The 17251-nt window shown below is 46.2% G+C and carries 16 protein-coding genes, 1 tRNA gene and 1 pseudogene; 4 read left to right on the top strand and 14 right to left on the bottom strand.

The window, feature by feature from the left end; genetic code table 11:
• The first annotated feature begins 114 nt into the window (after positions 1 to 114).
• Both DMO16_RS23345 and DMO16_RS23340 read left to right on the top strand, forming a co-directional pair.
• A complete protein-coding gene (locus DMO16_RS23345) occupies positions 115 to 1530 on the top strand; it encodes a sodium:solute symporter (protein ID WP_129480205.1) in 1416 nt (471 codons plus the stop codon).
• A gap of 120 nt (positions 1531 to 1650) precedes the next feature.
• The gene (locus tag DMO16_RS23340; protein ID WP_074440558.1) at positions 1651 to 1818 is read left to right on the top strand and encodes a YjcZ family sporulation protein; all 168 of its coding nucleotides are present in this window, start codon (positions 1651 to 1653) and stop codon (positions 1816 to 1818) included.
• Positions 1819 to 2094: 276 nt separating this feature from the next.
• Here the strand turns inward: DMO16_RS23340 and nagE are convergent, their stop codons facing one another.
• The 12 genes from nagE to DMO16_RS24715 form a co-directional block, all read right to left on the bottom strand.
• Complete coding sequence (gene nagE, locus DMO16_RS23335; RefSeq protein ID WP_129480204.1) at positions 2095 to 3501, bottom strand: N-acetylglucosamine-specific PTS transporter subunit IIBC; 1407 nt, start codon at positions 3499 to 3501, stop codon at positions 2095 to 2097.
• 35 nt (positions 3502 to 3536) lie between these two features.
• The gene (gene murQ / locus DMO16_RS23330) at positions 3537 to 4439 is read right to left on the bottom strand and encodes an N-acetylmuramic acid 6-phosphate etherase (protein WP_129480203.1); all 903 of its coding nucleotides are present in this window, start codon (positions 4437 to 4439) and stop codon (positions 3537 to 3539) included.
• An 11-nt stretch (positions 4440 to 4450) separates the two neighbouring features.
• On the bottom strand, positions 4451 to 5494 hold the full coding sequence (locus DMO16_RS23325) for a DUF871 domain-containing protein (protein ID WP_129480202.1): 1044 nt from the start codon (positions 5492 to 5494) through the stop codon (positions 4451 to 4453).
• 26 nt (positions 5495 to 5520) lie between these two features.
• Positions 5521 to 6888, bottom strand: a complete 1368-nt coding sequence (locus DMO16_RS23320; RefSeq protein ID WP_129480201.1) for a PTS transporter subunit EIIC — start codon at positions 6886 to 6888, stop codon at positions 5521 to 5523.
• Positions 6889 to 7126: 238 nt separating this feature from the next.
• The gene (locus DMO16_RS23315) at positions 7127 to 7849 is read right to left on the bottom strand and encodes a GntR family transcriptional regulator (protein WP_061972995.1); all 723 of its coding nucleotides are present in this window, start codon (positions 7847 to 7849) and stop codon (positions 7127 to 7129) included.
• Between the two features lie 8 nt (positions 7850 to 7857).
• Positions 7858 to 8598, bottom strand: coding sequence for a glucosamine-6-phosphate deaminase (nagB, locus tag DMO16_RS23310; RefSeq protein WP_061972394.1), 741 nt, complete (start codon positions 8596 to 8598; stop codon positions 7858 to 7860).
• Position 8599: 1 nt separating this feature from the next.
• Entirely contained in the window at positions 8600 to 9784 is a 1185-nt protein-coding gene (nagA, locus tag DMO16_RS23305) for an N-acetylglucosamine-6-phosphate deacetylase (protein WP_129480200.1), read from the bottom strand.
• A 108-nt stretch (positions 9785 to 9892) separates the two neighbouring features.
• A complete protein-coding gene (locus DMO16_RS23300) occupies positions 9893 to 11152 on the bottom strand; it encodes an exo-beta-N-acetylmuramidase NamZ family protein (RefSeq protein ID WP_129480199.1) in 1260 nt (419 codons plus the stop codon).
• A gap of 13 nt (positions 11153 to 11165) precedes the next feature.
• Complete coding sequence (locus DMO16_RS23295) at positions 11166 to 13208, bottom strand: glycoside hydrolase family 3 protein (RefSeq protein WP_129480484.1); 2043 nt, start codon at positions 13206 to 13208, stop codon at positions 11166 to 11168.
• A gap of 257 nt (positions 13209 to 13465) precedes the next feature.
• On the bottom strand, positions 13466 to 13804 hold the full coding sequence (locus DMO16_RS23290) for a spore coat protein (RefSeq protein WP_061972391.1): 339 nt from the start codon (positions 13802 to 13804) through the stop codon (positions 13466 to 13468).
• 14 nt (positions 13805 to 13818) lie between these two features.
• Entirely contained in the window at positions 13819 to 14097 is a 279-nt protein-coding gene (locus tag DMO16_RS23285) for a hypothetical protein (protein WP_061972390.1), read from the bottom strand.
• 128 nt (positions 14098 to 14225) lie between these two features.
• A complete protein-coding gene (locus DMO16_RS24715) occupies positions 14226 to 14381 on the bottom strand; it encodes a hypothetical protein (RefSeq protein ID WP_206738164.1) in 156 nt (51 codons plus the stop codon).
• Positions 14382 to 14524: 143 nt separating this feature from the next.
• Between DMO16_RS24715 and DMO16_RS23280 the strand changes: the two genes are divergently transcribed.
• Positions 14525 to 14600 (top strand) — tRNA-Ala (locus tag DMO16_RS23280).
• Between the two features lie 341 nt (positions 14601 to 14941).
• On the opposite strand, the gene DMO16_RS23270 is transcribed toward DMO16_RS23280, so the two are convergent.
• Together DMO16_RS23270 and DMO16_RS23265 are read right to left on the bottom strand one after the other, a co-directional pair.
• Positions 14942 to 15184 carry a YolD-like family protein gene (locus tag DMO16_RS23270; RefSeq protein WP_241840641.1) on the bottom strand — a complete coding sequence of 81 codons (243 nt, stop codon included), beginning with the start codon at positions 15182 to 15184 and terminating at the stop codon, positions 14942 to 14944.
• Positions 15185 to 15543: 359 nt separating this feature from the next.
• A complete protein-coding gene (locus DMO16_RS23265) occupies positions 15544 to 16869 on the bottom strand; it encodes an esterase-like activity of phytase family protein (protein ID WP_129480198.1) in 1326 nt (441 codons plus the stop codon).
• A 128-nt stretch (positions 16870 to 16997) separates the two neighbouring features.
• Between DMO16_RS23265 and DMO16_RS25085 the strand changes: the two are divergent.
• Positions 16998 to 17250, top strand: a pseudogene (locus DMO16_RS25085) (recombinase family protein); the annotation flags it as partial.
• Position 17251 lies beyond the last annotated feature (1 nt).

Here is a 17251-nt window from a genome sequence, read left to right as displayed (position 1 = left end):
TCGGTCATGTTTGAAATGATTACCCTGGTCGCTTTAAAGAAAGCAAGAACGCATTCAGCCATTGAACAAACACAGCTTTAATTATTCATAAATGAATAAAGGGAGGGTTTTGATATGGGTACGTTGGACACGGTTATCATTTTTCTTTATTTTGCAGTTCTGATTGGGGTAGGTATTATTGGTTCCACGAAGGCAAAAACGACAGAGGATTTTGCCCTTGCCGGACGAAATCTTGGGCTTTTCATGTACCTTGGCTGTCTGTCTGCCGTCATTTTAGGAGGAGCTTCAACCATCGGAACAGCCAAACTTGGCTATGAGTTCGGCCTTTCCGGCATCTGGTTCGTCTCGATGATCGGGCTTGGAATCATTGTTCTGGGAACCTTTTTTATCAAAAAAATCGCCAAGTACAAGGTAACAACCATCAGTGAATTGCTCGGCAAAAAATACAAATCCGAAGCCAGACTGATCACCGCCATTGTCGCTTCGATTTATACACTCATGGTCGCCGTCACTCAAGTCATCGGAATGGGTACCATCATCAATGTGCTGCTCGGCTGGAATTTGACCACTTCCATGTTTGTGGGCGGCGGAATCGTTCTTTTCTATACCATCCTGGGCGGAATGTGGAGCGTTACGGTTACAGACATTATTCAATTCGTTGTAATGACTGTCGGAATTTTTGCGATCATGCTGCCGATGAGCATCGCCAAGGCAGATGGAATCGGAAGCCTGATCTCGAAATTGCCAGAATCTCATCTCAGCTTAACATCCATCGGTTATGCGCAAATTTTTCAATACTTTCTCCTTTACACCCTGGGAATGGTCGTTTCTCAGGATATCTGGCAGCGTGTGTTTACCGCAAAATCACCATCAATCGCCAGAAAAGGGTCACTGTATGCTGGTATTTACTCCATCGCCTATGCGCTTGCAGGCAGCATCATCGGAATGTGTGCGTTTGTGATTTTGCCAAATATCGGCGATACACAAAATACGTTTGCCACACTCGCATTGAACATCCTGCCAGCCGGAATTCTTGGCCTGGTACTGGCGAGCGTCATTTCTGCGCTTATGTCCACCGCGTCAGGAACGCTTTTGGCCTCTTCCACCCTGATCACCAACGATATTCTCCGTCAGTATTTTATGAAGGATATCAGTGATAAAAAGTTTCTTGTGCTGTCACGTGTCACTACTCTCTGTGTTGGTTTACTTGCCATCAGTTTTGCGGTCTGGATTCAGGATGTTCTTGTTGCCCTTGATGTGGCTTATGCCATCCTTTCCGGCGCCATCTTCGTTCCGTTTCTGATGATGTTCTTTTGGAAAAAGGCCACACCGAATGCGGGCTTTTACTCCATTCTTGCCAGCACGATTGTCGTGATCGGCGGATTGCTCATAGAAGGCCTCGCGTCAACCAACCCGATCATGTACGGGATTGCGACCGGTTTTGTTGTGCTGATCGGCATCTCACTGATCACAAACTACCGCAACAAAGAATCGCTCGTCACCTCACTCGGTGATACGAAGCAAGGCTGATTCAAAGGCATGATCACCAAAATTCCGCACATGCCCCGGTTTCATAGCCCGCCTGAATTCATATGATGTATGGAGGAAGAGGGAAAGCCTCTTAAATACAATAATCCGGGAGTGAACAATATGTCAGGTGGTCACGGAATTTTTAACAACTTTAGTTTAATTGTCGTCCTATTCATCCTGTTGATTATTATCGGATGCGCTTGTTATGGCGGCTATGGCGGCTATGGCGGCTATGGCGGATGCGGTGGCTACGGCTACGGCTATGGCGGCGGCAAAGGCTGGTACTAATCAGTTATGAAAAAACCTGCCTTCTCTCTTGGGAGAAGGCAGGTTTTTTTTGTTTGGTGGAGGCTGGATATACTTTTGCTCGGGTGAGCGTTGCGGTAAGAAGTCGGAATACTTAGTTATGCTCAATTAACACTGGTTTTTGCCCAATGAATTAAAATTGCGCCCAATTGTTGCTGTTTTTGCCCAATTATCATTAGATTTGCTTAATTCGGCTATCCTACCTTTTAAAAACCAACAAAAAAGCCTCCGGCACCGCCGAAGGCTCTCAATCTACCCTTATGAAACTCGTTTTTCCTTTGAAACAATCTTTCTCATCGCCTCAGCAACCGCTTCGACGTCTGTACCGACCACAACCTGGACATCAGTCGAGCTCAATTTGAGCACCGCCTTAGCGCCTGCTTTTTTCAAATCCGGCTCATTGACTTTTCCAGCATCGTTCAGCTTCATACGAAGCCGTGTCACACAGTTGTCAAGCACATCAATGTTATCTGTTCCACCGAGTGCAGCAATATAACGGGCAGCAATGCCATCGTACTTATCACTTCCTTCCTCATTGTCAGATGCCCCTGCACTTGCATCCTCCACAATGTTTTCATCCTCATCTTCACGTCCAGGGGTCTTAATGTTGAGCTTCACAATCATGACGTAGAAGACTACATAATAAATCACCGCGTAAACGAGCCCAATCGGAACAAGAAGCCATGGCCGCTGGGCAATTTTCAGGTTCAGGAAGAAGTCAAGCGCTCCTGCTGAGAACGTGAAGCCCTGGTGAATATCAAACATAACGGCAATGGCCATGGAGATGGCTGTTAATAAAGCATGAATTCCGTATAACAGCGGTGAAAGGAACATGAACGAGAACTCAATCGGTTCAGTAATACCTGTTAAGAAAGAGGTAAACGCCAATCCGCCCAGCATCCCGGCAACGGCTTTTCGCTTTTCCTTTTTTGCCGCCATGATCATCGCCAGACACGCTGCCGGCAATCCGAACATCATGATAGGGAAGAATCCGGACATATAGAATCCTGCAGAAGGGTCTCCGGCAAAGAAACGGCTTAAATCGCCATGTGCTCCTTTAAAGTCACCAAAGATAAACCAAAGGAAGTTATTGAGAATGTGATGCAATCCAAGCGGAATAAGCAATCGGTTAAGGAAGCCGAATACGGCCGCACCGAATGCGCCTGCGTCAACGACCCATTGGCCGACCGCATTAATGCCATCCTGAACCGGAGGCCATACATATCCAAAGATTCCGGCAAGAACAATCATACTTGCCGCAGTGACAATCGGGACAAAGCGCCTGCCGGCAAAGAAACCGAGGTAGTCTGGCAGTTTTACATTATGGAACCTGTTATAGAGCAGTCCAGCCACGATTCCCGAGAGAATCCCGCCGAGCACACCCATGTTAATATCCTTATCAATAGCTTGTGTCCCGCTCGTCAGAACAAAGTAACCAATGGCTCCTGCCAAGGCGGCAGCTCCGTTTCCATCCTTTGAAAATCCAATCGCCACCCCGATGGCAAAGATAATCGCCAGGTTGGCGAAAACCGCGTTCCCTGCCGCAGCCATAAATGGGATGTTCCAAATATCCTCTGAACCTAACCGAAGCAATAGACCGGCAGCCGGCAATACGGCAATCGGCAGCATGAGCGCCCGGCCAATTCGTTGTAAAAACCCTAACATAACAGGTCCCCCCTAAATTTCAAGATTAATAGGTTTTAACTTTTCTTTTCCTGCAATGCCTTTTTCAGCATTCCTTTATGTTTTTCCAGAAGGTCCTTCGCCTCCTGTGGAGAACAACCTGTCAGCACCTGCAAAATGGCGGCCTTGGCGTAGCCGTCATGATCGGAGAGAGCCTTCTCCGCCTCTTCCGGCCTACAACCGGTCGCCTCCATAACAATGTTCTTGGCCCGTTGAATAAGCTTTTTATTGGAAGGCTGAACATCCACCATAAGGTTGCTGTACACCTTTCCGATTCCGATCATCGATGCCGTGCTGATCATGTTCAGTACGAGCTTTTGCGCGGTTCCTGCTTTCATTCGTGTGGATCCTGTCACCACTTCAGGACCAACAACAGCGGCGATTGTGTGCTGCGCCACCCTGCTCATTTCAGAATCCTGCGAGCAAACGAGAGCAACACTCACTGCCCCCACCTTATTGGCGTACTTCAGTGCACCAATCGCATACGGTGTTCTTCCGCTCGCTGCAATGGCAACCACCACATCATTTTCGGTCAGCTGAAGGTTTAAGAGATCATTTTTGCCGGCTTCGCCATCATCCTCTGCACCCTCAACTGCTGTGTGAATCGCCTGGTCCCCGCCAGCAATGATGCCGATGACCATTTCGGACGGTGTACCGTACGTTGGCGGGCATTCGGATGCGTCCAAAATGCCAAGCCGTCCGCTCGTTCCCGCTCCCGTATAAATGAGACGTCCGCCTTTACGAAAAGCGACCACCACCTGATCCACAACAGAAGCAATTTCCGGCAATACTTTTTCAATCGCTTCCGGAACCCTCTTGTCTTCTAAATTGATTTTGCGTACCACTTCAAGACTTGAAACTTCATCAATGTCCAGTGTGTTTTGATTACGTTTTTCTGTCGTTAGATGATTGATTTTCATGGAATTTCCTTTCACTGCACTAAAAATTTTTGTCCGGGGCCGATGTGGGCAAGCAGCTTCAGATCCTCTTCCCTCACACGGCCGAGCACGTTCACTCGTTCATCAGCTGGCAGGTCAGTTTTTGTAATTTGAAGTTCACCGGCATATCGTCCGTATTTGACATTGTCGATCGTAATACTTCCTTTAGGACGGATCTGTGGCCAATCATGCGGTTCCACTTTATGTCCATCATTCCTTGCATAAGTACGTGATTCAGCGGAACGAACAACATCCCGGGCCGCATCCATCCGGTTCGTATGGATATTCGATATGACAGGCTCCGCGATCCATTCGGCCTTCAACGTTATAATGCCGTACTGCCATACCGAAAGCAGCTCCAGTGTTTCATCACAGATTTCCACATCTCCAATTAAAATGTGATCGGTTTGAAGACTGGCCAGCTCCACAGCGGCCTGATAAGAGTTAGCTCCCCTGTGTTTTTCAAGCGTTGGAAGCCCCTCGTATACTGGCCCTCTTAGTTTCTTATTACCTGGAATAAATGCAGCAGTTTGAAGTCCCATACTTTTTAAGTGCCTGTTTTGTTTCTGCAAGAAGGAAGAAGAGATGCCCGTGTGCTGGCGGGGATAAAAGTTATGCCATGCCTCCACATTTTCGGTTTGCAATCCATTATCCTTCCAGTCTTTTACCATTTGTTCGTTAATGGTGCTCGCATTGACACCCACCTTCAAATGTTGTGATAATGCGATGATTTCTTGATCTGAAAAACCATAATCAGCACGGAGCCCGGTAATATTCCACTCTCTCAGCTGATCAATGGAACTCATGCTGAGACCAATGCACTCCAGAGATTTTGGACCAGCATCTACCATGATGCTCATTTCCGTTTTCTCAGCTGATTTTCCAAGAAGGATCAGCCTCTCTTTTAAAAGAGAGGCGTCTTCTTCCGGGATATGAAGCGATGTAAAGATCTTTTTAAAACCATAGCGGCTGGCTTTTTCAATCCACTGTATGTTCTGCTCCGGATCATTGCCCAGATATACTGAAATCCCTAACATGCCTGCCACTCCCTATTCATACTGCTTTAAATGTCCTTCGCCATGGACTCTTTGAAGCCAAAGAGCCAGGTGAAAAGAAATCCGAAAATGTAAGCCAATAATAGTCCGACAATGTAGAGAACAATCTGATTTGTTTCTTTAATCAGGAATGCCAGAGGCAGCCCGGAAACCCCGATGGCAACCGTTCCAATTTTGAAGAACGCCTGGAACGCTCCTCCAACCGCTGCGCCAAGGCAAGCCGTTAAGAACGGACGTCCGAGAGGAAGGGTTACCCCGAAGATCAATGGTTCACCGATACCAAGGATACCAACCGGCAATCCGCCTTTGATGACACGCCTGAGCTTGGCATTTTTTGTTTTAAAGTAAATGGCAAACGCTGCGCCGACCTGCCCTGCTCCACCCATCGCAAGAATTGGTAGCAGCGGATCGACCTTGATGGAATTTAAAAGTTCCATATGAACTGGAGTCAAACCTTGGTGAAGCCCAGTAACAACAAGCGGCAGGAAGGTTCCGGCCAGTACGATCCCGGCAAAAATACCACCCATATCAAGAATGTTCAAGAGTCCTTTTGTAATCAGATCGGAGATGAATCCTCCAACAGGCTGTAAAACGAAAATGGTTGCGATTCCTGTAGCCAGCAAAGCAAGTGTAGGAGTTACAATAATATCAACTGCAGCTGGTACGAAACGGCGAATCCGCTTTTCGCTCCATGCGATAAAAAAGGCAGCAAGCATAACACCGATCAGACCACCCCGTCCTGGAACGAGCTTTTCACCAAATAATGTGATGTTGGCAAGTGCCGGGTTGATCAGCATAATACCGGCGACACCACCGAGAGCTGGTGTGCCACCAAATTCCTTGGCCGTGTTTATCCCCACAAAGATAGCCAGATATCCAAAGAGCCCCCAGCCGATCATATCAATCATCTGCATGATGGCAAGGTCTTTTGGAACACCACTGCGCAGAAGAACGTTTGAAATACCTGCAATCAGACCGGAACCGACGATAGCCGGAATAAGCGGAATAAAGATGCTGGCGATTTTACGAAGAAACAGCTTAAACGGTGTAGCGTTCTTCCGGTTAATGGCGTCTTTCGTCGTTTTGGCAAGATCGTCCTCACCGTCTTCATCAAGAGCAGAAACTGAAAGTCCGGTGGTGCGGGTCATCTCATCGGCCACCCGGTTGACCGTTCCGGGTCCAACGATGATCTGAAGGGTTTCATCCCCCACTACTCCCATGACACCTTCAATGTTCTTGATTCCAGCCAGATCGACCTTGGATTCATCCTTGGGCATGACGCGAAGGCGTGTCATACAGTACGTTAAGCTGTGAATGTTATCGGCGCCACCAAGCTTTTCCGTAATTTCCTGCGCCATTCGTTGTTCTTTCTTCATTTCACTTATCCCCCTTTTTGAAAAGCAATTTCCCTAACCTTTGTAGATCTTTGTTGCTTCTTTGAGCGGTTGATTTCCGTTCCAGGCTGCTCGCTTTGACCGGCGCAAGCACCTCATGGCCGGCGTGAACGCATACTTGGTCTCACCTGTCACGCTACTCCCGCCGGAGACTCGCACCTTGCACTCCAATCACCTGGTCAATGAAGGTACCGGAACAAGCTGTTATTTCGGTTAAATTTTATCCCCGCTGCATATCGATGATAAATTTGTAACGGTCACCTCTGTAAATGGATTGAACGAGCTCGAGTGGCCGTCCGTCCTTCAGGTAGGTGTACCGGCGGATGAGCAAAACCGGAGTTCCCTTTGCAATTCGGAGCACTTCGCTCTCAGTTTCCCGTGCGACCGAGGCTTCGAGCTCCTGTGTTGCATAATCGATGTTCAACCCAAGTTCTTCTTCCACAAACTGATAAAGCGATCCTTGTACGATTCTTTGGTTCAGCCCTTTTACCAGATCGGCGGCGAGATATGTGGTCTCGAGCGCCATCGGAATGTTATCGGCCAGCCTCACTCTTTGAATCTCATAGATTTCATCTCCCGGATGAATGCCCAATCCTGCTGCAATCTTTCCCCGCGCTTCACTGATTTGGAAGTCAATCAGCTTGGTCGAAGGCTTAAGGCCCCTTGCCTTCATGTCTTCTGTAAAACTCGTCAGGCCGAGCTTTTGCTCTATTTTCTGGTTGGCAACAAACGTACCTTTGCCCTTTCGGCGGGTCAGATAGCCGTCATTGACAAGATTGGTAATGGCCTGCCTGACGGTCATCCGGCTGATGCCATAGGTTTCGGCGTATTCCCGCTCGGATGGAATCATCTCCCCTTCTTGCAGTTCCCCTTTTTCAATTCGTCCTTTGATGGCTTCCTCGATTTGATAGTAGATCGGGAGAGGCGAATATTTATCAATCATGTTCTTCATCACTTCCCTAACGAGTTTACAAGTTTCAACGCTTGCGAATCTGCAATAACTGTCACACTATCATGCATGTTCAGCGCGGATGCCGGCACCGATTCTGTTACTTCTCCCCGCAAGAGGTGAAACAGCGCCTCCTGCTTTCGTTCCCCGGATGCGAGCAGCAGGATTTCCTTGCTTTTCAGAATCGTGGCAATTCCCATCGTAATGGCCTGTGTCGGCTGTTTGGACGGGTCCTTAAAATACTTTGCATTCGCTTCCAGCGTTGAAAGAGTTAAATCGACCACATGCGTAGAGGTGGAAAACAGGGTACCCGGCTCATTGAACCCGATATGGCCGTTCTCTCCGATTCCAAGCAGCTGCAGGTCAACGCCTCCTATGCTTTCAATGAGCATGTCATAACGCAAGCATTCCTGAAGCAGCTCCGGAGCGGCCCCGTTTGGAATGTTTGTCTGCTCAAGCGGCATATTTACCGGGTGAAACAGATGCTCACACATGTAGGCGTGATAGCTTTCCGGATCATCCGGCGTCAAGCCGACATACTCATCCAGGTTGTAGGTATGCACATGGCTGTAACTCGTTTCGTTTTTCTTGTAATCCTTCACCAGCTCCTGGTAGGTGCCGAGCGGCGTACCGCCCGTCGCCAGGCCCAATGTCACTTTCTCGGATCCTTTGATCTTTTTCAAAATGAAATCGGCAGATGCTTTGCTCATTTCCTCGTAGTTGGCTACCTCGATAATGTTCATGTTACATCTCCTCCTTCCGCTGATACGAAAGTTTTCCACGGCAGAAAGTGAAGATAACATCTTTTTCCTCATTCAGCACAACTACATCCGCATCCTTTCCGGCTGACAGACTGCCTTTCCGGTCATATACCCCAAGCTCTTTCGCCTGGTTGACCGCGGTCATCTGAATCACCTCTTCAGTGGAACAGCTTGTGAATTCCTGCATGTTCCGTACCGCATCTTTCATTTTTAAAATACTGCCAGCGAGTGTGCCATCCGCGAGGGTCGCTTCGTTTCCGTTGACCGTCACGTTCTGTCCGCCAAGTGTATACGAGCCATTTCCCATACACTTTGCCCGCATCGCATCGGTGATCAACACCATCCGCTCTGCACCTTTATTGCGATACGCAAACTTCACCATTTCCGGACGGGAATGAATGCCGTCGACGATGATTTCGGTAGTGATCTCGTCATGCAGCATCACACCTCCTGCCACTCCAGGTTCCCGGTGGTGAAGTCCCCGCATGCCGTTGTACAGATGGGTTGCGTGGGTAACCCCAGACTCAATGCTTCTAACCACTTCTTCATACACAGCATCAGAGTGGCCGATCGATGCTACGACTCCTGTTTCTTTCAAATATGAAGAAAGCTCGTAGCCTCCCGGTTCCTCCGGTGCAAGGGTAACCAGTTTAATATGGTTGCCCGACAGCTCCTGCCATTCCTGAAACTGCTTCACATCCGGTTTTCTGATATGGTCGAGAGGCTGTGCCCCCGCCCGCTTCGGCGAGATGAACGGCCCTTCCAGATGAAGCCCAAGAACCTCGGCTTCGCCGGGAGGATTGCTGCCCTCCATATAGGTGTTGACCGTCTGCAAAGCGAATTCAATTTCGGGTACGCTCTGTGTCATCGTTGTCGCAAGGAAGCTTGTCGTTCCTTCCTGGGGAAGAATTTCCGCCATTGTTTTCAGTGCGTCCATCGTCCCGTCCATCACATCGGCTCCTGCAGCACCATGAATATGCAGGTCAATCATACCTGGCACAACGATTTCGCTCTCCGAAAGCTTTAGAACCTCATACGCTTCCAATTGAAGGGCATCCACTCCTTCTCCGACCTCTTTGATCTGTTGGTCTTCCATGACGAGGTACCCATTTTTTATAGAACCTTTTTCTGTAAAAATGGTTCCTCCATAAATCAATAATGGTTTCATACTCCACTCACCATCCTTATTATCTCTATGCACAGGGTACCACGCTTATAACTAGTTGTCTATACCAGTCGGACTATTTTAATTTTTCTAAAATCGGTACATATTTCCTTATTTATACAGAAGATAGTTCTTTCTAACCTTTTTGAACAGTTCAAGCTCTACTTTCCACTTTGCCTTAATCTTCACAAGTGGAGTTCCTTTTTCGATTTCTTCACGAACCCAGCCGTTGCCGATCAGGTTATCGAAATAGGATATGCCCTGGCTGTTCTCTGCTCTGAACTGAAAATCTTTCGGATACATGTCATGAATGGTTTTGACGATGGCCAGTCCTGTGTCTACAGAGTTATAGGAATTATAATCGGTCACATGAATCTGAACGCCATTGCACAACTGATTTGCGAACTTGGAGAACGTTGGTGTAAATGAGTTGGAGCGGAAAATAACACCCGGCAGCTTCAAATCATTCAGTGCTTTTGCCAGATCGTCGCCATCAATAAATGGTGCTCCGATGGTTTCGAACGGACGAGTCGTTCCTCTTCCTTCTGATACGTTCGTTCCTTCAATCAAACCGGCTCCCGGATAAACAAATGCTGTATCAACGGTCGGCATATTTGGTGATGGCAGAACCCATTGCAGTGGTGTTTCATAGTACGTCTTCCAGCGGTGCCAGCCTTTCATTTTCACCACTTTTAAATCCGCGTTAATTTTGAATTCCTTATTAAACAGCTTTGCAAGTTCCCCTACTGTCATTCCATGGCGAAGCGGAATCGGATATAGACCTACGAATGTCGCGTATTTCGGTTCAAGAATCGGTCCTTCCACCTTTTCACCGCCAAGCGGATTCGGGCGGTCAAGCACGACGAATTCAATGTTGTTTTCCTTCGCCGCTTCCATTGCATAAGCCATCGTGTAAATGTACGTATAGAATCGGGTTCCCACATCCTGAATATCAAACACGAGAACATCGATGTCCTTGAGCATTTCAGGTGTTGGCTTTTTGGTTGGGCCATAAAGACTGTATACCGGAAGATTCGTCTTCTTATCAATGTAAAAATCGACATAGGAGCCGGCCTGCTCGCTTCCCCGCACCCCATGCTCCGGTCCGTACAATGCTTTCAGTTCAAAATCTTTGCTTTTGTACATGGAATCCACGATGCTGTTCAGCTTGCCGTCCACACCAGTCGGATTCGTGATCAGTCCGACACGCTTTCCTTTTAAAATATTATTTTTACCGTTCAGCAGCACATCCACCCCAGTTTTAAAATTCTGCGGTGAATTTTTCTGCTGTGTGTCATTCTTTGCCATCGCGGACGACAGCAAAGAAATGATCAATACAAATAGTATCCCTGCACTTAACCACTTTTTCATCGTAGTTCACCCCTTAATAAGATAATCCGTGTCCAAATGGGTAAAGCACCTCTTTGTTGCTGTCATAAATCGTTACCGGAAGCTTTCCTGTCGGCTGGTTCAATCCAAAGATGGTATCCACGCTCGCGGCAAAGCTTGCAGTTTTGAAGTTGTATTGCGCAAGGTACGCATCCACATTCGGATAAGCCATAATGTCGTACGGATTACGAGTTCCGATGCCAATGACTGGCGCAGTGCTTTCATTGATCACTTGATTCACCAGCTTCATTTGAGCACTTTCCGGAGAACGGGCCGATAGGGTTGATGTATAGGTGCCAACGATTACCGCTTTAGCATTCTTCACAAGAGCTAGCTGTGCTGGTGTCAAGGACGGTCCTGCAGATTTGATCATCACACTGTTTGGATAGACGCGCTTGACCTGGGCAGCAAGATCTTCTACATAGGTATTTCCGATGACCACGGCTTGTCCGTTGTCTTCCTTTGCAAGCGGAAGTGCATTTCCATCATTTTTTACAAGCGTAATGGATTTGTTGGCAGCCTCTTTTTCAAGGGCTTTATGTTCAGGAGAACCAACAACCTTTTCTGCATTTTCGATCAACTGGCCGATATCCTGTGGACGTTCCTGCTTAAAGATGGAGCGTTTTACTTTCAAGGTCAACAAGCGTTCAACGGATTGATTCAAGCGTTCCTGGGTGATTTCACCTTTGTTAACCGCGTCGTAAAGTCCATTAGCCACGCTTTCAAGGCCTACAGGCATGAGGACGATGTCAGTTCCGGCATTAACCGCACGGATGGCTGCATCCACTGCTCCAAAGTGATCGGCAATCGCCTGCATATTAAGAGCGTCAGTTGTAATAACTCCTTTAAAGCCCATGTCATCTCTCATCAGTTCTGTCAGCACTTTATGAGAAAGAGTCGCCGGAATGGCAATGACACTGCCGTCTTTTTTGGAGATGGCTGTTCCTGGCTCAATTTTAGGGAATGTGACGTGAGCCGTCATGATCGCGTCGATTCCTGCATTCATTGCTTGCTGGAACGGATAAAGCTCCACTTTCTTCAAGCGGTCAAGATCATACGGTACTTCAGGCAGTCCAAGGTGGGAATCTACCGCAGTATCCCCATGACCCGGGAAATGTTTGGCTGAACCCGCAGTGTTTGTGGATTGAAGACCTTTAATGTACGCAATTCCGAGTTCGGATACGAGCTTTGGATCCTCACCGAAAGAGCGGGTACCAATGACCGGATTGTCTGGGTTGTTATTTACATCAAGAGATGGAGCCAGGTTAAAGTTAATACCTAGTGCGCTCAATTCCTCACCGATCGATTTACCGACTTTTTCAGAAAGTTCTGCAGAGCGGGTTGCACCAAGCGCCATGTTTCCAGGAAAATCGGTTCCGCTTTGCAGACGGGTTACGATTCCGCCTTCTTGGTCAATGGAAATCAGTAATCCTTGCTTTTGGGCGGCTGCCTGATAATCTGCCACGAGCTTGGTCGTCTGATCCGTTGTTACAACATTCTCACGGAAAAGAATCACGCCGCCAAGATGATACTTTTTCACAAGTGCTTTGATTTCCGGCGTAAGCTCTGTAACATTTTTCCCATTGAAGGTTCTGAAGTCTGGCATCAACATTTGGCCGACTTTCTCTTCCATGGACATTTTGTTGATGGCTTGAGGAATCACATCATACTTCTTTCCCTTTTGCTTTTGAATGGTCGTTTGGCCATGATTCACTTGGATCGCAATCCGGTCGGTGGTTCTGCCATCTGTTGTGAAAATGAACGTTTTGCCACTGTGATATTTTAACGTAACCAGACCATTTCGGTCCACACTGGCCACATTTTTGTTCGAAGACCACCAGGTTCTGGCCTTCGTTTCCATGAAGTATCCTTTTTTGTACACGTGAAGTGCATGAAGCTGGATTTTGTTATCCTGCACGAGCGGCTGGGCTTGTGGAATGTTTCCGCTGATGATCAGCGACTTAATCTCATTAGTATCCTTAGATGCCGCTTGGGCAGGACGGGCTTGCGATCCGAAGAACGCGGAAACCGCGAGCATACAGATCAGGGCATAAAGCACTATACTTTTTTTCTTTTTCACAAAAATCCTCCTTTAGAATTTATTGGAACGTTAACCTCATTCTGGAGGAATTTGTCGTATCCTTTCGAACAAGACAAAAACGGAGCAATAGGCCCAGTAAGAAATTCTGACTATAGTTCTAGTTGTCTATACCAGTTAACGTATATGTCGAATTTCATGGTAATATTCTCACGCAAAAAAACAAGCCATGGAAACCTCCATAGCTTGTTGGTCGCTTATTGCATTGGCGGATTGTGTGGAAACTGAGACATATACCCTGTAAATTGCTGGGCCGCCTGCTGAAGCTTTTGCGGCTGTTCCGGTGACAACGAGTACCAGCCTTTTTGGAACATAAGTGTGTACAGTTCCCGCTGCATGTTCTTCGTCTCATCAAAGACCGAGTGAATTTCCTGATACAGTGCGTCATGGCTCGCTTCGTTCATCGCTGTAGAATACGAAGCCGTCATGTATTTTTCATACGACAGGATATCGTTGAGAAAATCACGATCGTTCATCTGAGGTGTTTTCGGTACTTGTGATTCCGGATTTTGAATTTTATTTTGATTGTTGTTCATAGGTTCTCCCCTCCTTATTGGTTCATCTGCTGGCTTCCGCCGGACTGGAGTTTTTGTAAAAGCTGCTGATAATGCTTTTCGTGCATGTGGCACGCTTTCTCAAGCGCCGCGCTCACTTGCTGGTCCTGACACTGACTTGCGGCAAAGTGCGCCTTTTTGAATCCAAGCAAATTCCATGAAAGCATGTCGGTCAGATAGTTAAAGTCTTTTCCTGTGATGACATTTGGCGGCTGCTGATAAGTGGGCTGTTGTTGCTGGTTTTGGCCTTGGTTCGGTGGTTGCTGCTGTTGCATCATTATTCCTCCTTTATTCCTTGATTTACCATGTTAGCTTTCCAACTTTCCAAAAAACTATGCTTGGACACTGGAAATTTTAGGAGGTATAATTGAAAAAGATGAGCAGGGTTAATGCTCATCAAGCTTTATCTGAATGTCATATGCGGGATGTGAATTTTCGCTTCAGGATGCTCGCTTTTACCGGCATAAACGCCTACTTTCGCAGGGCGGGCGCTGAGCCCGATCGGTGCAAGCGCCTTTTGTGTCTCACCTGTCCCGCATCTCCTGCTGGAGTCTCGCACCTTTCACTACAATCAACCAATTCATGAAGCTTCTTTGAAACAATGTTCAAGAACCAATACCCTTTTAAAAATAAAATTTCAAAAAAGTGCTTGCTTTTCCTAGGGCTTGTATTATATAATTTTTCTTGTCAGCAACACATCGTGGGGGCTTAGCTCAGCTGGGAGAGCGTTTGGCTGGCAGCCAAAAGGTCAGCGGTTCGATCCCGCTAGTCTCCACCATACATATGTCTTCAAACCCCTTGGTACACAAGGGGTTTTTGTTTTGAATTGCTGTACGAAATTTAAACATTTCCTTAAAAAGCGCCACTCTGGTCACAATATGGTCACGAACGCTTATAAGAGAATTTCATCAAGCTTTCGAGCCACTTCCTCTTGCATGGTTGGTAATACGTGCGAATACGTATTGTCACTTTGGCTTCGACTCTGACTTCTCTAGTAGAGATCATTTATTATAAGCTTCACCTATATCTGGCGCCTTCTACCCGGTGGGCGTTTTTAATTAATAATCACATCCACTAATTCAGCCAGTTTTATTGTAACAATTTCCCCATGGACATCCACTATTCGTAGATCTCTTCTAAGGTATCTACATAATGGACCTTTCCGATCAACAAATGAAAATTCCCATCACTAAAATAGGTAAAACACAAGGCTAAATTTTCTGCCATCCCTTCGCAGATTGTTTTCTCCATCGGCTCCAGTTGCTGCTGATCCGGCTCAGGTTTCGATTTCCTTTTGTTGTTCCAATCAAATTCTCGCAAGCTCTTCACATGTTCTGGCAAGAACATTCCTTGCCATTTCATCTTTCCACGGTCTCGGATCAAAGAAACCACTCCCTTTATCTCATACGTATGTTCTTGTAAACAGTAAATAAAAGGGAGAACGACTTTGTGCTGTCAGTTCTCCTTATGTTAAAATCCTTAACCCAACCCCTTGGTTAAGTTACACTTGTTGTCGCTGATGTACCTCACGGGGGCATTGAGAGGTTATATCCTCAATTCGCTTTATGGAGTAACAAAAAAAGCCCAAGTTCTCAATCTTAATGTTGAAATTGGGCTTTTTCATATTAGAATTTCAATAAAAATCAAACATTATATGAGTTACGAGTTTTTTATTGTTATTGGTACATGATACATCTGTCTTAAGAACCAAAGCAGTTGGTTTAATTACTGATTCCAATCTTCCATAGTTCAGTTGGAGTTCCTTTTTGGGAAGAATTTGTGATGCTAAAGTCATTATCATTCATTACAGCTAAGGAATGGCCGTTGGTCATGGTTAAACCTTCAAGTTTTTCAAACGGATAGCCTAGTTTTAGCATATCAACCACTAAACGTTGTTTTGGAAAAGCGATACCAGCTTTCTCCATTTCATCCACCGTCATTTGTTCTAAGCTTTTTGTTGTTCCGGTCGGGCTATTATATTTACCTTGTATATTTGTAGCTTCCGAAAGATTGATTTGATAAATTTTTTTTACTTGAGATTCACTTCCTCCAAAGCTGTCCCTTTCATCGACAAGGAGAGTATGGTCATCCTTCGCATATAGATCAGAAACATAAATGTTCGATTGTTTTAAATCATTATATTGTTTTTCGTCATCTGTTAAATAAACATATTCTCCAGCCACTTTTAATGTTTCCAGGTTGATTTTAAGAATCCTGAGTGCCCGCGAACGGTTACTGGTATCTACATCAGGATTTCCAAGCGGTCTTTGCGTAAGAGCGAACATCCATTTTCCATCAGGGGAAATGGTAACTCCCTCAAACCCTTTATTAGAAATTCGTTTAGAAAATACAGCAGGTAAACTATCCTTTACTGGAATGTTCGGAGCATTTTCATATTGCTTGGACATGCCTGATGGAAGAAGTCGCTGTAAAATCGTACCGTCCCGCTTTACTTGTACAAGACTCGGACGATATTCGTCGCTGAGCCAAAATGTATCATCTTTCGGACTGTATGCGAGTCCTTCTGTGTCCAGGCCATAAGGGTCATAAGGCAATTGTTTTTCTCCTTTTTCATCATAGGGCGTTTCATCAAGTCCCGGCAGATTGGATACACCGGAAATGTAGTTATTACCGGTAATCTCGTCTGTGCCTTTTGGCAATTTTAGCTTGATCGTTTTAAGGATTTCCACTTCACCGTTGGATACTTTGATTTTATAAATCCTGGGTGTATACGTCGGCACGGGGAAGGTGCGTCTTTTTTCACCATTTACGACCACTTCACCATTTGGGCCCCGGTCAGCTGTCGTATAAAAAATAGTATCGGGATCCCCTGGAAGATGAGTGAGTGAAGAACCCATGCCTGCTTTTATCCCATTTCCTACATCTGGAGGATTTTTTACTAAAAACCGTTCTTTGACAACGGGATTTGAATTGCTTACCTGAGTGGAAGAAGTCGCTGCCTCGGTCACTGCATCGTGAGTATATGCGAATGCGGCTGAAAGAAAGCTAAAAGTCAAAATACCTGTTAAAACTATTTTTTTGTTCATGTCGTCTATGATCCCCCCATAGTTGTAAAAAAGTTTAATCACACAACGGAAGTTTATCATTCTAATATGAAGAAATTAAAAAAGGAATGTAAAATAAATATGAAGAAGAGTTTGCGGAGTTAACACGGTGCCTGGATAATCTGCGCAAAGGTGACACATTAGTCGTATACAAACTGGATCGTCTTGGTCGTTCCACGTTTAAGAATAACGGCCGGCTTCGAGAAAGACGGTATTGACTTTGTATCCATCATAGATGGTATAGACACTACCACACCAGTCGGAAAGTTCTTCTTTCGCACTATGGCTTCTATAGCAGAATTAGAACGCGATATAATTGTAGAACGGACACAAGCCGGTTTGAAGGCTGCCAGAGCACGTTGAC

The sequence above is a fragment of the Fictibacillus sp. S7 genome (genome assembly GCF_004127935.1).
Classification (GTDB): Bacteria; Bacillota; Bacilli; order Bacillales; family Fictibacillaceae; genus Fictibacillus_C; species Fictibacillus_C enclensis.
Note: the sequence above shows the minus strand (reverse complement) of the source record. Positions and strands in the feature narration are given on the sequence as shown.

Coding starts and splice junctions, on each gene's coding strand:
- DMO16_RS23345 (WP_129480205.1), top strand. CDS start 115: ATGGGTACGTTGGACACGGTTATCATTTTTCTTTATTTTGCAGTTCTG.
- DMO16_RS23340 (WP_074440558.1), top strand. CDS start 1,651: ATGTCAGGTGGTCACGGAATTTTTAACAACTTTAGTTTAATTGTCGTC.
- nagE (WP_129480204.1), bottom strand. CDS start 3,501: ATGTTAGGGTTTTTACAACGAATTGGCCGGGCGCTCATGCTGCCGATT.
- murQ (WP_129480203.1), bottom strand. CDS start 4,439: ATGAAAATCAATCATCTAACGACAGAAAAACGTAATCAAAACACACTG.
- DMO16_RS23325 (WP_129480202.1), bottom strand. CDS start 5,494: ATGTTAGGGATTTCAGTATATCTGGGCAATGATCCGGAGCAGAACATA.
- DMO16_RS23320 (WP_129480201.1), bottom strand. CDS start 6,888: ATGAAGAAAGAACAACGAATGGCGCAGGAAATTACGGAAAAGCTTGGT.
- DMO16_RS23315 (WP_061972995.1), bottom strand. CDS start 7,849: ATGATTGATAAATATTCGCCTCTCCCGATCTACTATCAAATCGAGGAA.
- nagB (WP_061972394.1), bottom strand. CDS start 8,598: ATGAACATTATCGAGGTAGCCAACTACGAGGAAATGAGCAAAGCATCT.
- nagA (WP_129480200.1), bottom strand. CDS start 9,784: ATGAAACCATTATTGATTTATGGAGGAACCATTTTTACAGAAAAAGGT.
- DMO16_RS23300 (WP_129480199.1), bottom strand. CDS start 11,152: ATGAAAAAGTGGTTAAGTGCAGGGATACTATTTGTATTGATCATTTCT.
- DMO16_RS23295 (WP_129480484.1), bottom strand. CDS start 13,208: ATGCTCGCGGTTTCCGCGTTCTTCGGATCGCAAGCCCGTCCTGCCCAA.
- DMO16_RS23290 (WP_061972391.1), bottom strand. CDS start 13,804: ATGAACAACAATCAAAATAAAATTCAAAATCCGGAATCACAAGTACCG.
- DMO16_RS23285 (WP_061972390.1), bottom strand. CDS start 14,097: ATGCAACAGCAGCAACCACCGAACCAAGGCCAAAACCAGCAACAACAG.
- DMO16_RS23270 (WP_241840641.1), bottom strand. CDS start 15,184: ATGAAATGGCAAGGAATGTTCTTGCCAGAACATGTGAAGAGCTTGCGA.
- DMO16_RS23265 (WP_129480198.1), bottom strand. CDS start 16,869: ATGAACAAAAAAATAGTTTTAACAGGTATTTTGACTTTTAGCTTTCTT.